The organism is Brucella pecoris (assembly GCF_006376675.1).
Lineage (GTDB): Bacteria > Pseudomonadota > Alphaproteobacteria > Rhizobiales > Rhizobiaceae > Brucella > Brucella pecoris.
Genome location: NZ_VEWK01000004.1, coordinates 66618 through 81579 on the forward strand (window position 1 = coordinate 66618; position 14962 = coordinate 81579).

Consider the following 14962-nt stretch of genomic DNA (forward strand, 5'->3'; position numbering starts at 1 on the left):
TTAATCGCGCCGACAAAATCCGTGGCCTTTGTATAAATTTGAGAATATGCATTCATTAAAATAACTCCGCGATCTAGAGCGCATCCGTTTATCTTGGATCATAACCGCAGTCGGCAAAGTAATTTGCGCACTCAGTTGGCTCGAACAGTGGTGTTACGACTTGGCCGACGGCATGTCATAGGACCTGGACAGTGCGCTCGACTTTTGCACGCAGATACCGCAGTTGAGCACCTGCCGCCTCAATTACGTCCTTGATGCCCGCAACCTTGTGAGCGGACAGATTATCCATGGTGATAATGTCACCGAGTGTCAGGACCGGCACGAGAACCTGATTAACATAGGCACGAAAAGCATCGGTGTTCATCGCGCCTTCAAGCACCATCGGTGTCATCTTGCCTGACAGACGAAGCGCACCGGTGAACATGGTTGTTTTCCAGTGACCATGTGGAACGCCTCCATGGCATCTTTCGTCGCGTTGAGACTATCCACAAAGCCTTGCGACCTTCGTATTCAGGCCGTTCGACGGGCAATCGATTCACTGGATCGATTGCCCGTCCGCCTCACCATCAATAAAAACGAGGCGTGCGGGATCAAGCTCACGCCGACTTTTGAACCCGTCTTCACCTCAGCTCATCAGACCCGGCTGTTCCTGCTCCAACGCATGAGCGCTCTTTTTTCTAGCGGTCTGATTCCGACATTTGCATCCCTCGGTTACAGGCGTCGGACAAATGTCGGAATCAAAAAGACCACTAGCAAGCTTATGAATCTAATAGATTTTTCGAATTTGACATTTGAAACGAGATCTATGTCGAACAGGCCTCAAACGTCAAACCCAATCCACCAGGACGCTTTTCGATCCAATTGAATCCGATTGGTGATCTTGCCTTTAGTATAGACGCGCTTTCATGTGACCGAAGCAGGATCGGGCATCATTCCAGTGGATCGTTTTCTCTGCTCCACGCTTTTCGGACGTGCTTTAAAACAGGGCGAAAGAGCACTCAGATGAGACCAGCCGAGTTAGCAGCCGAAGGCTTTGCGTGTGGGTGACGGGCACGCATATTCACACAACCGCATCAAAATCCGGAAACAGTCGAGCGATAAATTAATTTTCAATATAAATTACCTATTAGATTTACTCTCAAAGGTAAGAATTATACTGTCGTAGCATATAATGAAAAAGCGTTCTGAGCTCCTTTCATTGATAAATTATAAGCCTGCCCACGTCCTTGCGAAGTCCAACCCTGAGTGTCGATTATATATCCAAAGGTTTGGCGCACGCTAGAATCGGTGCAAGTAACTACCCATTTGACCGTAAATGAATTAAAAGTGGTACTAGAAATACCAGGAGTATTAATCGTGAAACCTGCTATGCTAGTCGAACCACTGTAATAATCTGTTAATTGGAAACATTGTTCAATAATTGAATTTTCAGTTGGCACTGCGAGAACAATCGGCTTACCAGATTGGTCACACAACGCAAAAGTCAGGACAACATTGGTGTCAATCGTCTTAGCGACTTGAACATCTCTACTGCTCGTAACACCTTTAACACCAAAATCGTAAACAATAATATTTATGTCCGTCATTTTCTCTCCAAATAATGTAATTGATATTTTATTAATAAATATAAAATCAAAGCGATCGTTAAATATACCCAATATTATAAATATGAATTTATTATAATATTATTTTATATTAAATAAATTCTAATAATATTTACTATTATATAAATATATAGTAAATTTTACCATAAAAAGATAGCTTTGTTATTAGTTAATATATTACTATTAATTAAAATTTAAAATTCTATAATAATAGTCCCGACCTCTGGAAGTCCGGATACTGGCTTATTATAACAATCAACATAACTGGAAGGATTAACGCCAATCTGGCATGTTGCTTTCTTTATGATGCTTTGGTTTTTCGCTGGATCTTTGTCATAAGCATTTGAGATTACTTGAGTTGTCCAGTTGGCGTGTTGATGATCCATGGTAATTACTTGACCGACGCTCCCTGCCGGTGTCACGGTCCATGCAGCCTTTTTCTCTGCATTGATGCAATTCCCAGAATTTTTATCTGTTACGCGAACAGTTGTTTCATTATTTCCACTTTTGTTAGTCAGATTCGCCGCTGGTGAGGGCACATTCCACAAGCTAAAGCATTTTCCTGCTGAGCCGTTCGGTGCGATACTCAATGTCGCATAAGACTTATTTACGAACACGACCTGATAAGTTTGGTCGGCTAATGCATAGCTGGGAATTAAAGTTGACAATACTACTGCTGCGCAAAGAAATTTATTCATTATAACTATCCCTTTATTTTAAGAATATCACGTATAATCATCATTATTATGAAGTTCTACACGATTTGTATTATGACACACAACTCAACTAACTAAACTGTATGTTGTCACAGTGAGAGGTGATCCAACTTTGGTTATTGCAAATATTGAATTTACAGCCGCTGACGGCTCGCGACGATCGCGAGATGGTGATCGGGCAGACGCAGTGGTGGGCCGATAGGTTGATCAGGGATATAAAGAAGTAAAGCTTTCGGGAGACGCTTGCCGATTGTGTCATTCGGGAATCCAGTGACAAATCGCGGAAGGCGCAATCATAGACGCATCAGCGTCAGGTTGCGTTGTAAAGCCTGAATCCTGTCATCAATATCCTTGACGAAAATTTACAGCAGATCCTTTAAAGCTCTATCACCCTTTTCATCCTGATAGCGTCGAGAAACGTCTGATCGTGGCTGACAATGATCAGCGCCCCTTCATAGGCATTGAGAGCGGTTTCCAGCGCCTCAATGGAGTCGAGGTCGAGATGATTTGTCGGTTCATCGAGAATAAGGAGTTCAGGAAGCTCCGTTCCACTGAGTATGCAGGCAAGTGCTGCCCGCAACAATTCGCCGCCACTGAGACTACCGGCAAGCCGCGAAGCCCCCTCCCCACGGAACGAAAACCGCGCCAGCGCCGCGCGCGCATCATTGTCGTTCGATCCCGGATTGAGACGCCGATAGTTTTCATAAAGGGTCTGACTACGATCCATCAGGCTTATCTGCTGGTCGAACATCACGACACGCGCCGAACGCAGAACCGTTCCGGCTACAGGCTGAAGATCTCCCATCATCAACCGCAGCAAACTGGTTTTGCCAGCGCCGTTCGGCCCTGCGACAACCACCCGCTCAGCTCCTGCAATCTTCATCGACAGGTCACGGATCACCGGACAATCAGCTTGAGGTCCGCCTGAGACATGCTGCATATCCAGCATGACGCGGCCGGAAGGCGGAACCGCGCCAGCCACATCGAAATGCATCGGCTTTACCCGCTCGACTTTTGCCTCGGCCTCCCGCAACTGCTCGTTGGCCCCGCCGGACTGACGTTCCGCCAGCGCATTGCCTCGACCCTTCGACTGCTGCGCACGATCTTCCCGGGCATCAAGCAGCATTTTGCTCATGCCAGCATCAGCTCGTGACTTCTTACCGCGCGCATCGCTGCGCGCCTGTCTTTCGGCTGCAGCCTGCGCCTTTCGCTCGACCTGCTTGACCTCGCGTCGTGCCATTGCGAGGTCGTGGGCCGCCGTCTCGCGTTCTTCGGTCTTTTTCCCGTGATAGAAATCCCAGCTCCCGCCATAGATTCGAAGCCCGTCTGCCGATAATTCCGCTATCGCATCCATCGACTGCAGCAGCTCACGGTCGTGGCTGACCACGACGGCTGCACCGCGCCAGGCGGCCAATAAATCGACGACGGCCAGACGACCAGCGCGATCGAGATTATTGGTCGGTTCGTCCAAAAGAATCAGGTCAGGCTTGCGGAAGATGAGGGCTGCAAGCGCCGCGCGCGTCTGCTGGCCTCCACTCAAAGCGGAAACGGGTGTTTCCGGACCCATATCAGGCAAACCAAGCTGCTGTAGTGCGTCAGCAAAGCGCTGCGGCAGAAGCCAGTCGGCCTCATTCAGATCGCGGTCACTGGCCAGCCCCTGTTCGACGCGTGCCAGAATATCGAAATCTGTCCGTGCATCGAAAAGATCAGCCAGTGCCTCGGCACAATCGCCGCCGGCATTCTGCCGCAGCACACCGATGCTTCCGTTCGCGGTCACATTCCCGTTTGTCGGAAGCAGCGTCCCGCTCATGATGCGCAACAGCGTTGATTTGCCGACGCCATTGCGCCCGACCAGACCGATGCGGCCTGCGGTTATACTGAAATTGATGGTTTCGAAGAGAGTACGGCCATCAGCCGTAACGCAGGAAATATCCTGAAGTGTAAGAAGAGCAGACATCGCGAACCATGGAAACGTTGAAAACACTGGTCATTTGAAACAGTGCAATCCGATCCATCGTTCTTCTCTCCTTGTTCAGAGCGTATCCCGAAAAGTGTGAAACGGTTTTCGGAAAAAATGCGCGTTAAAACAGATATTTAGAGCGTCGATCTGATTCAATCAGATCGAAATGCGCTCTAAACTGCCCCCTATATAGGGCTTACGACACGATCAATCCAGATCGAATGTCGCAATAACCGGTACGTGGTCGGACGGGCGATCCCAGCCGCGCGCGTCTCGAAGAATTTGCAGGCTCTGGATATGTGTTTCTAGATCGGCGGAACCCCAGACGTGATCCAGCCTGCGACCACGATCTGACTCGGCCCAATCCTTGGCGCGATAGCTCCACCAGGTATAGATTTTCTGGTCTGCTGGAATGAGCTGCCGCATCAGGTCGCTCCAGCCGCCCTTCACACGCAGATCTTCCAGCGTTTCGGTCTCGATGGGCGTATGGCTAACGATCTTCAAAAGCTGTTTGTGCGACCAGACGTCATTTTCGAGCGGCGCGATGTTGAGATCGCCGACGAGAACGGATGAATGTCCATCCTGCCGGTCGGCTACGATGGCGCGCATCTCCTCGAGAAAAGCCAGCTTATGTGCAAATTTCGGATTGATCTGCGGGTCCGGCTCATCACCACCCGCAGGAACGTAAAAGTTATGAATGCGAAGCTTTTTACCGCCTGCTTCGACCACCGCGCTCAGATGACGGCAATCGCCCATGTCGCAGAACCCGATCTTTTCCACGCCCGTCAGTGGACGACGCGATATCGTTGCAACGCCGTGATAGCCCTTCTGGCCGCTGATGGCGATGTGCTCATAGCCAAGCGCGCGAAAGCCCTTGGAAGGGAATTGGTCATCGGGACATTTGGTTTCCTGAAGACAGAGAACATCCGGCTGATAATCGCTCAAAAACTGCTCGACCAGCGGCATACGCAGGCGAACGGAATTGATGTTCCAGGTAGCAACAGAAAAGGCCATAGAGATAGGTCTCGCAGCAACGAAAAAGATGCCGCGAACCTAATCATTTATCCGTCAAATGCAAACGGATTGCCTATCACAAACTAACGATTACTGACCTTTGCGCTTCATGGCGATACGCTGATAGTCGATCTTGAACATATCGTCGGTGAACCGAACGCCGCTGCGCACGTTAAAGATCATCACCGTCGTGTCGAGCTTCTGTGCGTCAGTAATCGTCCACTGCTTCAGCTCATAGGATTTCGGATCGAACATCATCGTGATCTTCGAATCGCCGAAGATCGATTTGTCACCCAGCACCAGCGTGGTCATGTCCGGCTCCTGCTTCACATTCTGAAGACGGCCGCCGCCAAGATCGATCCGGTCCGCGAGCAGCAGCTTCAGTGGCGTCTTCGAAAGCGGATAGAGGTCCCATGTGTCGAGCTTGCGATTGTTGATGACCACCGATTCGCCATCCGAAATCACCCGAATCGGCGAGTTGTTGTAGTTGAAACGGATCTTTCCCGGACGCTCAATATAGAAAGTGCCGCCGGTCTGGTCGCCCTTCGGACCGAACTGGACGAATTCGCCAGTCATTGTGCGAACCGATGAGAAATGATCGGCAATCTGCTTTGCCGCAGCACCAGCGCCAGCACCTTGTGCCATCGCGGCGACCGGTGCCAGAACCAGTGACGTCATGCCAAGACCAAGCGCTCCCATTCCCAGCACGGCTGCAAGACGACCAGCTTTCGCAATGGCGGAAAAACGGGAGAACATCATCGACAAACTTTCTCTTTTCATCATTCTGTTGAACTACGCCGCCAGTTGGGCGCGAGTATGGCGTTCCGCAGTCATACACCCGGCTTAGAAATCATCGTCACCGGTCGGGACGAGAATTTCCCGCTTGCCCGCATGGTTGGCCGGACCGACAATGCCTTCATCCTCCATACGTTCGATGATCGAAGCAGCCCGGTTGTAGCCAATTCCAAGACGGCGCTGGATATAGGAAGTCGAAGCCTTCTTGTCGCGCAGCACCACGGCGACCGCCTGATCATACGGATCGTCGGAATCCTCCAGATTGGAGGTCCCAGCCGGGCCGCTACCGCCTTCGTCGTCTTCTTCATCCTCGGTGATCGCATCGAGATATTCCGGTACGCCCTGAAGCTTCAGGTGCTGCACGATGCGTTCCACCTCGTCGTCACCGACGAAAGGCCCATGCACGCGCTGGATACGACCGCCGCCAGCCATGAAGAGCATATCGCCCTGGCCGAGAAGCTGTTCGGCACCCTGTTCGCCCAGAATGGTGCGGCTGTCGATCTTCGACGTCACCTGGAAGGAAATACGGGTCGGGAAGTTGGCCTTGATCGTGCCCGTGATGACGTCCACCGATGGACGCTGCGTCGCCATAATGACATGGATACCGGCCGCACGTGCCATCTGCGCCAGGCGCTGCACCGCGCCTTCGATATCCTTGCCTGCGACCATCATCAGGTCGGCCATTTCGTCGATGATCACGACGATATAGGGCATCGGCGCCAGATCGAGCTCTTCCGTCTCGTAGATCGCCTCACCGGTGTTACGGTCGAAGCCGGTCTGCACGGTACGCGCGATCGGTTCACCTTTCTTCTGCGCCAGACCGACACGCTGGTTGAAGCCGTCAATATTGCGCACGCCGACCTTGGACATCTTGCGATAGCGGTCTTCCATTTCGCGCACGGTCCATTTGAGCGCGACGACCGCCTTCTTCGGATCGGTCACAACGGGCGTCAGCAGATGCGGAATACCGTCATAGACGGAAAGTTCCAGCATCTTGGGATCGATCATGATCAGGCGGCATTCCTGCGGCGTCATGCGGTAAAGCAGCGACAGGATCATGGTATTGATCGCCACCGACTTGCCTGAGCCTGTGGTACCGGCAACGAGAACATGCGGCATCTTGGCGATATCGGCGATGACTGGCTCGCCATTGATTGTCTTGCCGAGCGCCAGCGCCAGTTTCGCCTTCGACTGTTCAAAATCGCGGCTTGCCAGCATTTCGCGCAGATAAACCATTTCGCGCTTCGGATTGGGCAGTTCTATACCAATGGCATTGCGGCCCGGAATGACCGCCACACGTGCTGCAATCGCGCTCATCGAACGGGCGATGTCGTCGGCAAGCCCAATAACGCGTGATGACTTGATACCCGGCGCTGGCTCAAGCTCGTAAAGTGTGACCACCGGACCCGGCTTCACATTGATGATCTCACCACGCACACCGAAATCTTCCAGAACGCCTTCAAGCAAACGGGCGTTCTGTTCCAGCGCATCCTTGGAAAGTGCGGGATCACGCTGGACCAGCTTCGGTTCCGCAAGGAAATGCAGCGACGGCATTTCAAAGACGCCGTTGTCCTTGAGGAAGGACGGCTGCGCCTCACGCTGGGCGCGCGCTCCGGGCTTTGGCGACGGTGCGGCCTGTTCCACGCGAGCCTTGCGGCTTCGCGCTGGCGGCGCATCATGCCATTCCTGACCGGCAAGCGGCGAGCCGTCATCCGTGTCGTCCATATCGAAAGGCGGCTCGTCATCGGCTGGGGCAGATGCTCCGAAACCGGGTTCGCGGCGCGGCGCATTGCGTGTTTCCGCATTGCGGCGAACAACACGCATTTCGTCGAAATCTTCCTCGCGCGGGCGGCGGCGTCCAAGCCCCGTCAGACGCCTGAAGTTTGCGGTCGTGGTCAATGCCAGATGGGTGAGCGCGCCAACAAGCTGGAAACCGCCACCGGCAGATGCTTCATCGTCTTCCTCATCTCCGGCAAAATCATCGTGCTCCGCACCGCGACGGGCCGATGGTTGCGCAGGATTGACGATTCCTGCCCCGCGACCGATGATGCCGCTGGCAAAAAGGCAGAGCCACAGAGCCGGTATCGCGAGAATAAGCGCAATTCCCGACGCTATCGCGCCCTGCGGGAAACTACCGATGAAAAGGCCCGGGAACTTCAGGATCATATCGCCGAAGACGCCACCGAGGCCAATCGGCATGGGCCAGCTCTCAGGCACGGCAAAGCAACTGGCAATAGCTGCGAACAGCAATGCAGCGCCGAGCCACGCGAAACTGCGTTTGGCTATGCGCCCGATGCCGCCACGCGTCATCATCAGGAGCGACCAGACGGCAAGCGGAAGCAAAGCGGGAACGCTCGCCAGACCGAAAAACTGCATGGCAATGTCGGAGAACACGGCGCCTGGGTAGCCGAGCGCGTTGGTTACCGGATTGTCTGTCGCGTGACTGAAGCTCGGATCGGCAACATTCCACGTCGCAAGCGCACCGACGGCCATGCCGGTGAGCGCCATAAGCCCCAACCCGAACAAGATATAGAACTGCCTGCGGAAGAGATTGGCCAGTCTGAGCCTGTCTTCCGTAACCCGCTCGTCACGCAGCGGGTATGAGGGCGAATATCCTTGCCGCATATAGCCTGTCCCGAACCGAATATCTTTGCTGGCCCCTGAGCGGAAATGCTTCGGGCACACTGAATCGGTCCGATCCTAATCGTCGGATGGTTAATTCCTCATTAACCATGCAGGGGACTTCAAACAAATCCGTTGATGAAATGAAAAAGGCGCGGTTTCCCGCGCCTTTTTCCTCTTGAGACAATCCCGCTCTATTGAACGGATTCGCCGTGCAAAGCGATGTCGAGACCTTCAATCTCAGCCTGCTTGCTGGGTCGCAGACCCATGATGGCCTTGACCACATAAAGAATGATCGCAGTGGCGATAGCCGTATAGACAATCGTGATGGCAGCGCCAAAGAACTGCTTGCCGATGGTCGCACCTTCCCCGGCCGGGTTGATTGCCGCATCAGCAAAAAGACCGGTCAGCACCGCACCGACGAAACCGCCGACACCATGGACACCGAATGCATCAAGCGAATCGTCATAACCAAGCGCATGCTTGATCTTCACGGCCGCCAGGTAGCAGACCGCACCGGCAACGATGCCGATGATGAGCGCACCCATCGGATTGACGAAACCAGCGGCGGGCGTGACAGCAACGAGACCCGCAACGGCGCCTGAAATGATACCGAGCACGCTTGGCTTGCCGGCAACCGCCCATTCAATGAACATCCAGGCAAGCGCGGCACCGGCGGTCGCAACCTGGGTGTTGAGCATGGCGACGCCAGCAAGTGCATTGGCGCCAGCAGCAGAACCCGCATTGAAGCCGAACCAGCCCACCCACAGAAGGGCAGCACCAATGACCGAGAGTACGAGATTGTGCGGTGCCATGTTGGTATGGCCGTAACCATCGCGTTTGCCGATGATGAGGGCCGCAACCAGACCGGCGACACCAGCGTTGATATGGACAACCGTACCGCCGGCAAAATCAAGCACGCCATCCGACGCCATGAAGCCGCCGCCCCAGACCCAATGTGCGACCGGGATATAGACGATGAACAGCCAAAGTGTCAGGAAGACCAGCATGGAGGAGAATTTCATGCGCTCGGCGAACGAACCGGCGATGAGTGCGGGCGTGATGACGGCAAAGGTCATCTGGAAGGTGATGAACACATATTCGGGAATGGTTCCCGTCAGCGATTCCATCGTGACGCCGGAGAAGAAGGCTTTTGAAAGCCCGCCAATATAAGAATTGAGAGAGCCGCCATCGGTGAAGGCGAGCGAATAACCTGCAACCATCCACAAAATGGACATCAGACAGGTAATCGCAAAGCTCTGCATCACCGTGGACAGCACGTTCTTCTTGCGCACCATGCCGCCATAGAACAGCGCGAGACCCGGTATGGTCATCATCAACACAAGCGCGGTTGAAGTCAGCATCCACGCCGTATCGCCCGTATCGAGGGTTGGTGTCGGTGCGGCGTCCTGTGCCATTGCCGTCCCGGCCATGGCGACGAGCGCAGGCAGGGTAGCCAGAAGGGCCGTTTGCTTGTTTCTTCCTGTTATCAGCATCGAATATCTCCGTCGAAGGGCGGTTTCAAACGCGGCTGCGCTGAAAAGACCGGTTCAAACAGAGACAAACAAAATTCATGCCAGTTGGCCAAAGCAGGCAAATTAAGTTCAAATTTTCTGATATTCCGCCTGCCAGCGGCCCGAATGCAGCCCCGTGGAAGAGATGCCACCAGCGCAATTCATGGCGGAATGGCGGCTTAAGCGATTATTCAATTCGGCTTTTGCACCACACACATCCGCTTGCGTATCGTGAAATGCCTTATATTTAATCATGCACTTTAAGCATGGTTAAATAATAATCATTTCTTCTCGTCATGAACGCGGATCAGGCCTTCCTGCGCGACCGATGCGATCAGCACGCCGTCACGCGTATAAAGCGCACCCCGGTTGAAACCGCGCGCGCCGGAGGCACTCGGCGTATCCTGCGTGTAGAGCAGCCAGTCATCGAGCCTGCAGGGGCGGTGGAACCACATGGCGTGATCAAGGCTTGCAACCTGCAGATCACGGTCGAAAATCGTGCGGCCATGCGGATGCAGGGACGTATCGAGCAACGTCATATCCGAGAGATAAGCGAGAATGGCGGCCTGCATGGCCCGATCATCCGGCACAATGCCGCGCGCCCTGACCCAGACATGCTGGACAGGCTCGAGCTTCTCACGCGAGAAATAATGGGTCAGCGACACCGGCTTGATTTCGATCGGCCGTTCCTGCTCCCAATATTTGCGCACATTGGGCGGCGCCATATGGAGATATTGTTCCTTGATGTCACGATCACCGACAAGCTGTTCAGGCATCGGCAATCCTTCCGGCATGGGAAGCTGGTGATCAAGTCCACCCTCATCCACCTGAAACGAAGCCGAGAGGGAGAAAATCGCCTTGCCGTGCTGCTTTGCCAGAACGCGCCGGGTGCTGAAGCTCGATCCGTCACGGATACGATCCACCTCATAGACAATCGGGATCGACGGATCGCCGGGCCGCACGAAATAAGCATGCAGGGAGTGGACGTCCCGTTCAGGCTCGACGGTGCGCTGCGCCGCAATGAGCGCCTGTCCGATCACCTGTCCGCCGAAAACCCGCTGCCAGCCGACCTGCGGACTGTTACCGCGGAACAAATCCACCTCCAGCGTTTCCAGATCGAGGATGGAAAGAAGCTCGCGCATTGCGTCGGTTTGAGCATCTGCGGGCTTTTCTTGATCAGTCATGGACAGCCTGTCTCCTGCAACCATATATATGCTTGGGTTTCTTGTTTGAGCCGGAGCATTGGAACCTGTCAAGAAGCGCGCGGGAAAAGCTGTATTGGCAGAAGCCCGGATACTTCGCTTCGACAGCTCGCGTTTCGATATGCACCGCGGCAAAATATCGGGTTTCTTGGACAACGATATATGCCAAAACAGCGCTCGTGAGATGGATTCTCGAAAGGAAATGACAATGGCCGCCCGGAAGAAGCAGGAAGCAGCACGCAGTAACGATGTAGTGATTGCAGGCGGCGGCTATGTCGGGCTCGTCACGGCAGTTGCGATCAAATCAGCAGCGCCACACCTTTCCGTCACCGTGATTGACGGCGCACCGGCTGGCGCCTGGAAGAATGACCCGCGCGCTTCCTCCATTGCTGCAGCCGCTTCACGCATGCTCGACAAACTTGGTTGCTGGCAGGAAATCCTTCCCGACGCCCAACCGATTACGGAAATGGTCATCACCGATTCGCGTACCTCCGATCCCGTGCGTCCGGTATTCCTCACTTTCGAAGGCGAAGTCGAACCCGGTGAACCCTTTGCCCATATGGTCGAAAACCGCGTCCTCAACACCGCCCTGCACAACAAGGCTGAAGCGCTCGGAATCACCTTCCTTGAAGCCACCAGCGTGGAGAATTTCAACACTCTTCCCGAGGGGATGACCGTCACGCTCTCCAACGGCGATACGCTTGAAACGCGCCTGCTGATTGCGGCTGACGGCGCACGTTCCCGCCTGCGCGATCTGGCTGGCATCAAGACAGTTAACTGGGATTACGGCCAGTCGGGTATCGTGTGCAATGTTGCCCATGAACTGCCGCATGGCGGTCGGGCCGATGAGCATTTTCTTCCAGCCGGTCCATTTGCGATCCTTCCGTTGAAGGGCAATCGCAGTTCCCTGGTCTGGACCGAGCGCACAGCAGATGCCGAACGCCTCATTCGCGAAGACGACTTCGTGTTCGAAGCGGAACTGGAACAGCGTTTCGGTCATCGTCTGGGTGCCCTGCATGTCGAAGGACCTCGCCGCGCCTTTCCGCTCGGACTGACGCTGGCGCGGGAATTCGTGAAGCCGCGCTTCGTTCTGGTGGGCGATGCGGCGCACCGCATCCATCCCATTGCCGGGCAGGGTCTCAATCTGGGTTTCCGAGATGCGGCAGCGATTGCGGAAGTCGTGGTCGAAACAGACCGGCTCGGCCTCGACATCGGATCATTTGCCGCTCTGGAACGTTACCAGTCCTGGCGTCGCTTCGACACCGTACAGATGGGGGTGACGACGGATATCCTGACGAGGCTTTTCTCCAACGACCATCCGGCGGTCCGCTCGATCCGCGATATCGGTCTGGGACTCGTCGACCGGGTGCCGGCGCTGAAATCCTTCTTCATCAAACAGGCAGCCGGTCTTTCCGGCGATACGCCACGCCTGTTAAAAGGACAGGCGATCTGAATTCTGGCTGCGTTCTGGCTGATTGCTGGAAGCCACGGTCAAGTGCCCTATATCGGAAACGGAAATCCAAACCGAGAGGAGAGCTTCCCATGGACAGAAAAGCAACCGCCGTCTGGCAAGGCACGCTGAAGGAAGGCAAAGGCACCCTTAACACGCAAAGTGGTGCACTGAAGGATCTGCCTTACGATTTCAAGGCACGCTTTCAGGACGAAAGCGGTCGCTCCGGCACCAATCCAGAAGAACTTCTCGGCGCCGCTCACGCAGGCTGCTTCGCCATGCAGCTTTCCGCACTTCTGACGGAACACGGAACGCCACCGGAAAAACTGGAAGCCACTGCGGCAGTCACCGTCGGCCCCGCAGCAGGCGGTGGCTTTGAAATCAGCCGCAGTGCGCTCACGCTCAATGCCACGATCCCCGGTATCTCGGTCGAAGATTTTGAAGCGCTCGCCAACAAGGCCAAGCAGTCCTGCCCGCTCTCGAAAGCACTCGGCGCGATTGAAGTGACACTGGATGCAAAACTAGTCTGAGCAAATTGACCAACTGAAAAGATAAGCGGGCGCAAGCCCGCTTTTTACTCGGGCAAGTGGCAGACAGCCTCGATATTGTGACCGTCCGGATCGGTCACGAAGGCGGCATAATAATCGGGATGATAATTCGTACGAAGGCCCGGCTTGCCGTTGTCTGCGCCGCCAGCGGCGATGGCTGCTTCGTAAAAGCGATCGACTTCGGAGCGGGTTCCAGCCGAAAAAGCGACATGAAGCACACCGTCGAGTTTGGCGCCTTTCTGCTTGCCGATCCAGAATTCCGGCTTGCCGTTGCGACCGTAACCCACCCAGTCGCCGAACTCCATGGCGCGGCTTATGCCGAGCGGGGCCAGTGCCGCATCGTAGAAAGTCCGCGACTTGGGCATGCTGGAAATATTGAAACCGATGTGATCGAGCATGATTGCCCTGTCTCCAATGGACCTGTTCTCCAATGAGATATCGGTGTCGCTACAAAGATCAAGCCTTCTGCGAAGACAACCAGGGTTCAGAGCCTGAATCAAAAAGCGGCAGGCCGAGGCGAAAATGGTGATTTTCGAGTACCGGAGCGCAATGCACCGAACGTACATGAGCACCGGAACGCAGAAAAGCGCCATTTGCAGACCGGCGTGGCGACTTTTGGAACAGGCTCTCAGACAAAGAAAAAGGGAAAGGTTACCACCTTCCCCTTTTTATCCTTGATCTCGGCACAAGCGGCGCTGAAGCCGTATAGGCCGACGGGGATCGCAAAAAGTGGCGATATCGCGATTACACGCGGCGCTCGACCATCATCTTCTTGATCTCGGCAATTGCCTTGGCAGGGTTCAGCCCCTTCGGGCAGGTCTGCGCGCAATTCATGATCGTGTGGCAGCGATAGAGCCGGAACGGGTCCTCAAGATTGTCGAGGCGTTCACCCTTGGCTTCATCTCTGGAATCGATCAGCCAGCGATAGGCCTGAAGCAGAACGGCAGGTCCGAGATAACGGTCGCCGTTCCACCAGTAGCTCGGGCACGAGGTCGAGCAGCAGGCGCACAGAATGCATTCATAAAGGCCGTCGAGCTTCTGGCGGTCGTCATGGCTCTGCAGCCATTCCTTCTGAGGCTCCGGCGAAACCGTCTTGAGCCAAGGCTCGATGGAACGGTGCTGGGCGTAAAAATTGGTGAGGTCCGGTACAAGATCCTTCACCACCGGCATGTGCGGCAACGGATAGACCTTGATGGCGCCCTTGATGTCGTCCATGCCCTTGGTGCAGGCCAGCGTGTTCGCGCCATCGATATTCATGGCACAGGAACCGCAAATACCTTCACGGCACGACCGGCGCAGCGTCAGCGTCGGATCGATCTTGTTCTTGATATAGAGCAGACCATCCAGGACCATCGGACCGCAATCGTCACGATCGACATAATAGGTATCGATGCTCGGATTGGCGTCGTCGTCCGGCGACCAACGATAGATACGGAATTCGGTAACCCGCTTGGCGCCATCAGGGCGCGGCCAGGTCTTGCCCTCTTGCGGGCGCGAATTCTTGGGAAGTGCGAGTTCAACCATTGCTCTTTCCCTT

The 14962-nt window shown here is 54.7% G+C and carries 12 protein-coding genes and 1 pseudogene; 2 read left to right on the forward strand and 11 right to left on the reverse strand.

Features of this window, described 5'->3' with window-relative positions:
* Positions 1-88 precede the first annotated feature (88 nt).
* From FIB18_RS25180 to tesB, 9 genes and pseudogenes are all read right to left on the reverse strand, one after another.
* Positions 89-694 (reverse strand): annotated as a pseudogene (locus FIB18_RS25180) (transposase); the annotation flags it as partial.
* 457 nt (positions 695-1151) lie between these two features.
* The gene (locus FIB18_RS09255; protein WP_140020435.1) at positions 1152-1586 is read right to left on the reverse strand and encodes a hypothetical protein; all 435 of its coding nucleotides are present in this window, start codon (positions 1584-1586) and stop codon (positions 1152-1154) included.
* A 212-nt stretch (positions 1587-1798) separates the two neighbouring features.
* Positions 1799-2302, reverse strand: coding sequence for a hypothetical protein (locus tag FIB18_RS09260; protein ID WP_140020436.1), 504 nt, complete (start codon positions 2300-2302; stop codon positions 1799-1801).
* A gap of 394 nt (positions 2303-2696) precedes the next feature.
* Positions 2697-4277 (reverse strand): ABC-F family ATP-binding cassette domain-containing protein, encoded by a 1581-nt coding sequence (locus tag FIB18_RS09265; RefSeq protein ID WP_140020437.1) that lies wholly within the window; start codon positions 4275-4277, stop codon positions 2697-2699.
* Positions 4278-4487: 210 nt separating this feature from the next.
* Complete coding sequence (locus tag FIB18_RS09270) at positions 4488-5294, reverse strand: exodeoxyribonuclease III (protein ID WP_140020438.1); 807 nt, start codon at positions 5292-5294, stop codon at positions 4488-4490.
* Between the two features lie 90 nt (positions 5295-5384).
* Positions 5385-6053, reverse strand: a complete 669-nt coding sequence (locus FIB18_RS09275) for an outer membrane lipoprotein carrier protein LolA (RefSeq protein WP_174977408.1) — start codon at positions 6051-6053, stop codon at positions 5385-5387.
* Between the two features lie 84 nt (positions 6054-6137).
* On the reverse strand, positions 6138-8714 hold the full coding sequence (locus FIB18_RS09280; RefSeq protein WP_140020440.1) for a DNA translocase FtsK: 2577 nt from the start codon (positions 8712-8714) through the stop codon (positions 6138-6140).
* Positions 8715-8905: 191 nt separating this feature from the next.
* On the reverse strand, positions 8906-10207 hold the full coding sequence (locus tag FIB18_RS09285) for an ammonium transporter (RefSeq protein WP_140020441.1): 1302 nt from the start codon (positions 10205-10207) through the stop codon (positions 8906-8908).
* Between the two features lie 299 nt (positions 10208-10506).
* Positions 10507-11409, reverse strand: a complete 903-nt coding sequence (gene tesB / locus FIB18_RS09295) for an acyl-CoA thioesterase II (RefSeq protein ID WP_140020443.1) — start codon at positions 11407-11409, stop codon at positions 10507-10509.
* 226 nt (positions 11410-11635) lie between these two features.
* Here tesB and FIB18_RS09300 point away from each other — a divergent pair, with 226 nt between their 5' ends.
* Both FIB18_RS09300 and FIB18_RS09305 read left to right on the forward strand, forming a co-directional pair.
* Positions 11636-12880: a ubiquinone biosynthesis hydroxylase gene (locus FIB18_RS09300; protein ID WP_140020444.1), complete on the forward strand. Its 1245-nt coding sequence runs from the start codon at positions 11636-11638 to the stop codon at positions 12878-12880.
* Positions 12881-12969: 89 nt separating this feature from the next.
* Positions 12970-13407, forward strand: coding sequence for an OsmC family protein (locus FIB18_RS09305; RefSeq protein ID WP_140020445.1), 438 nt, complete (start codon positions 12970-12972; stop codon positions 13405-13407).
* Between the two features lie 44 nt (positions 13408-13451).
* Here FIB18_RS09305 and FIB18_RS09310 read toward each other — a convergent pair whose 3' ends face one another.
* Both FIB18_RS09310 and FIB18_RS09315 read right to left on the reverse strand, forming a co-directional pair.
* A complete protein-coding gene (locus FIB18_RS09310) occupies positions 13452-13823 on the reverse strand; it encodes a VOC family protein (RefSeq protein ID WP_140020446.1) in 372 nt (123 codons plus the stop codon).
* A gap of 346 nt (positions 13824-14169) precedes the next feature.
* The gene (locus FIB18_RS09315; protein WP_140020447.1) at positions 14170-14949 is read right to left on the reverse strand and encodes a succinate dehydrogenase iron-sulfur subunit; all 780 of its coding nucleotides are present in this window, start codon (positions 14947-14949) and stop codon (positions 14170-14172) included.
* Between the last annotated feature and the right edge of the window lie 13 nt (positions 14950-14962).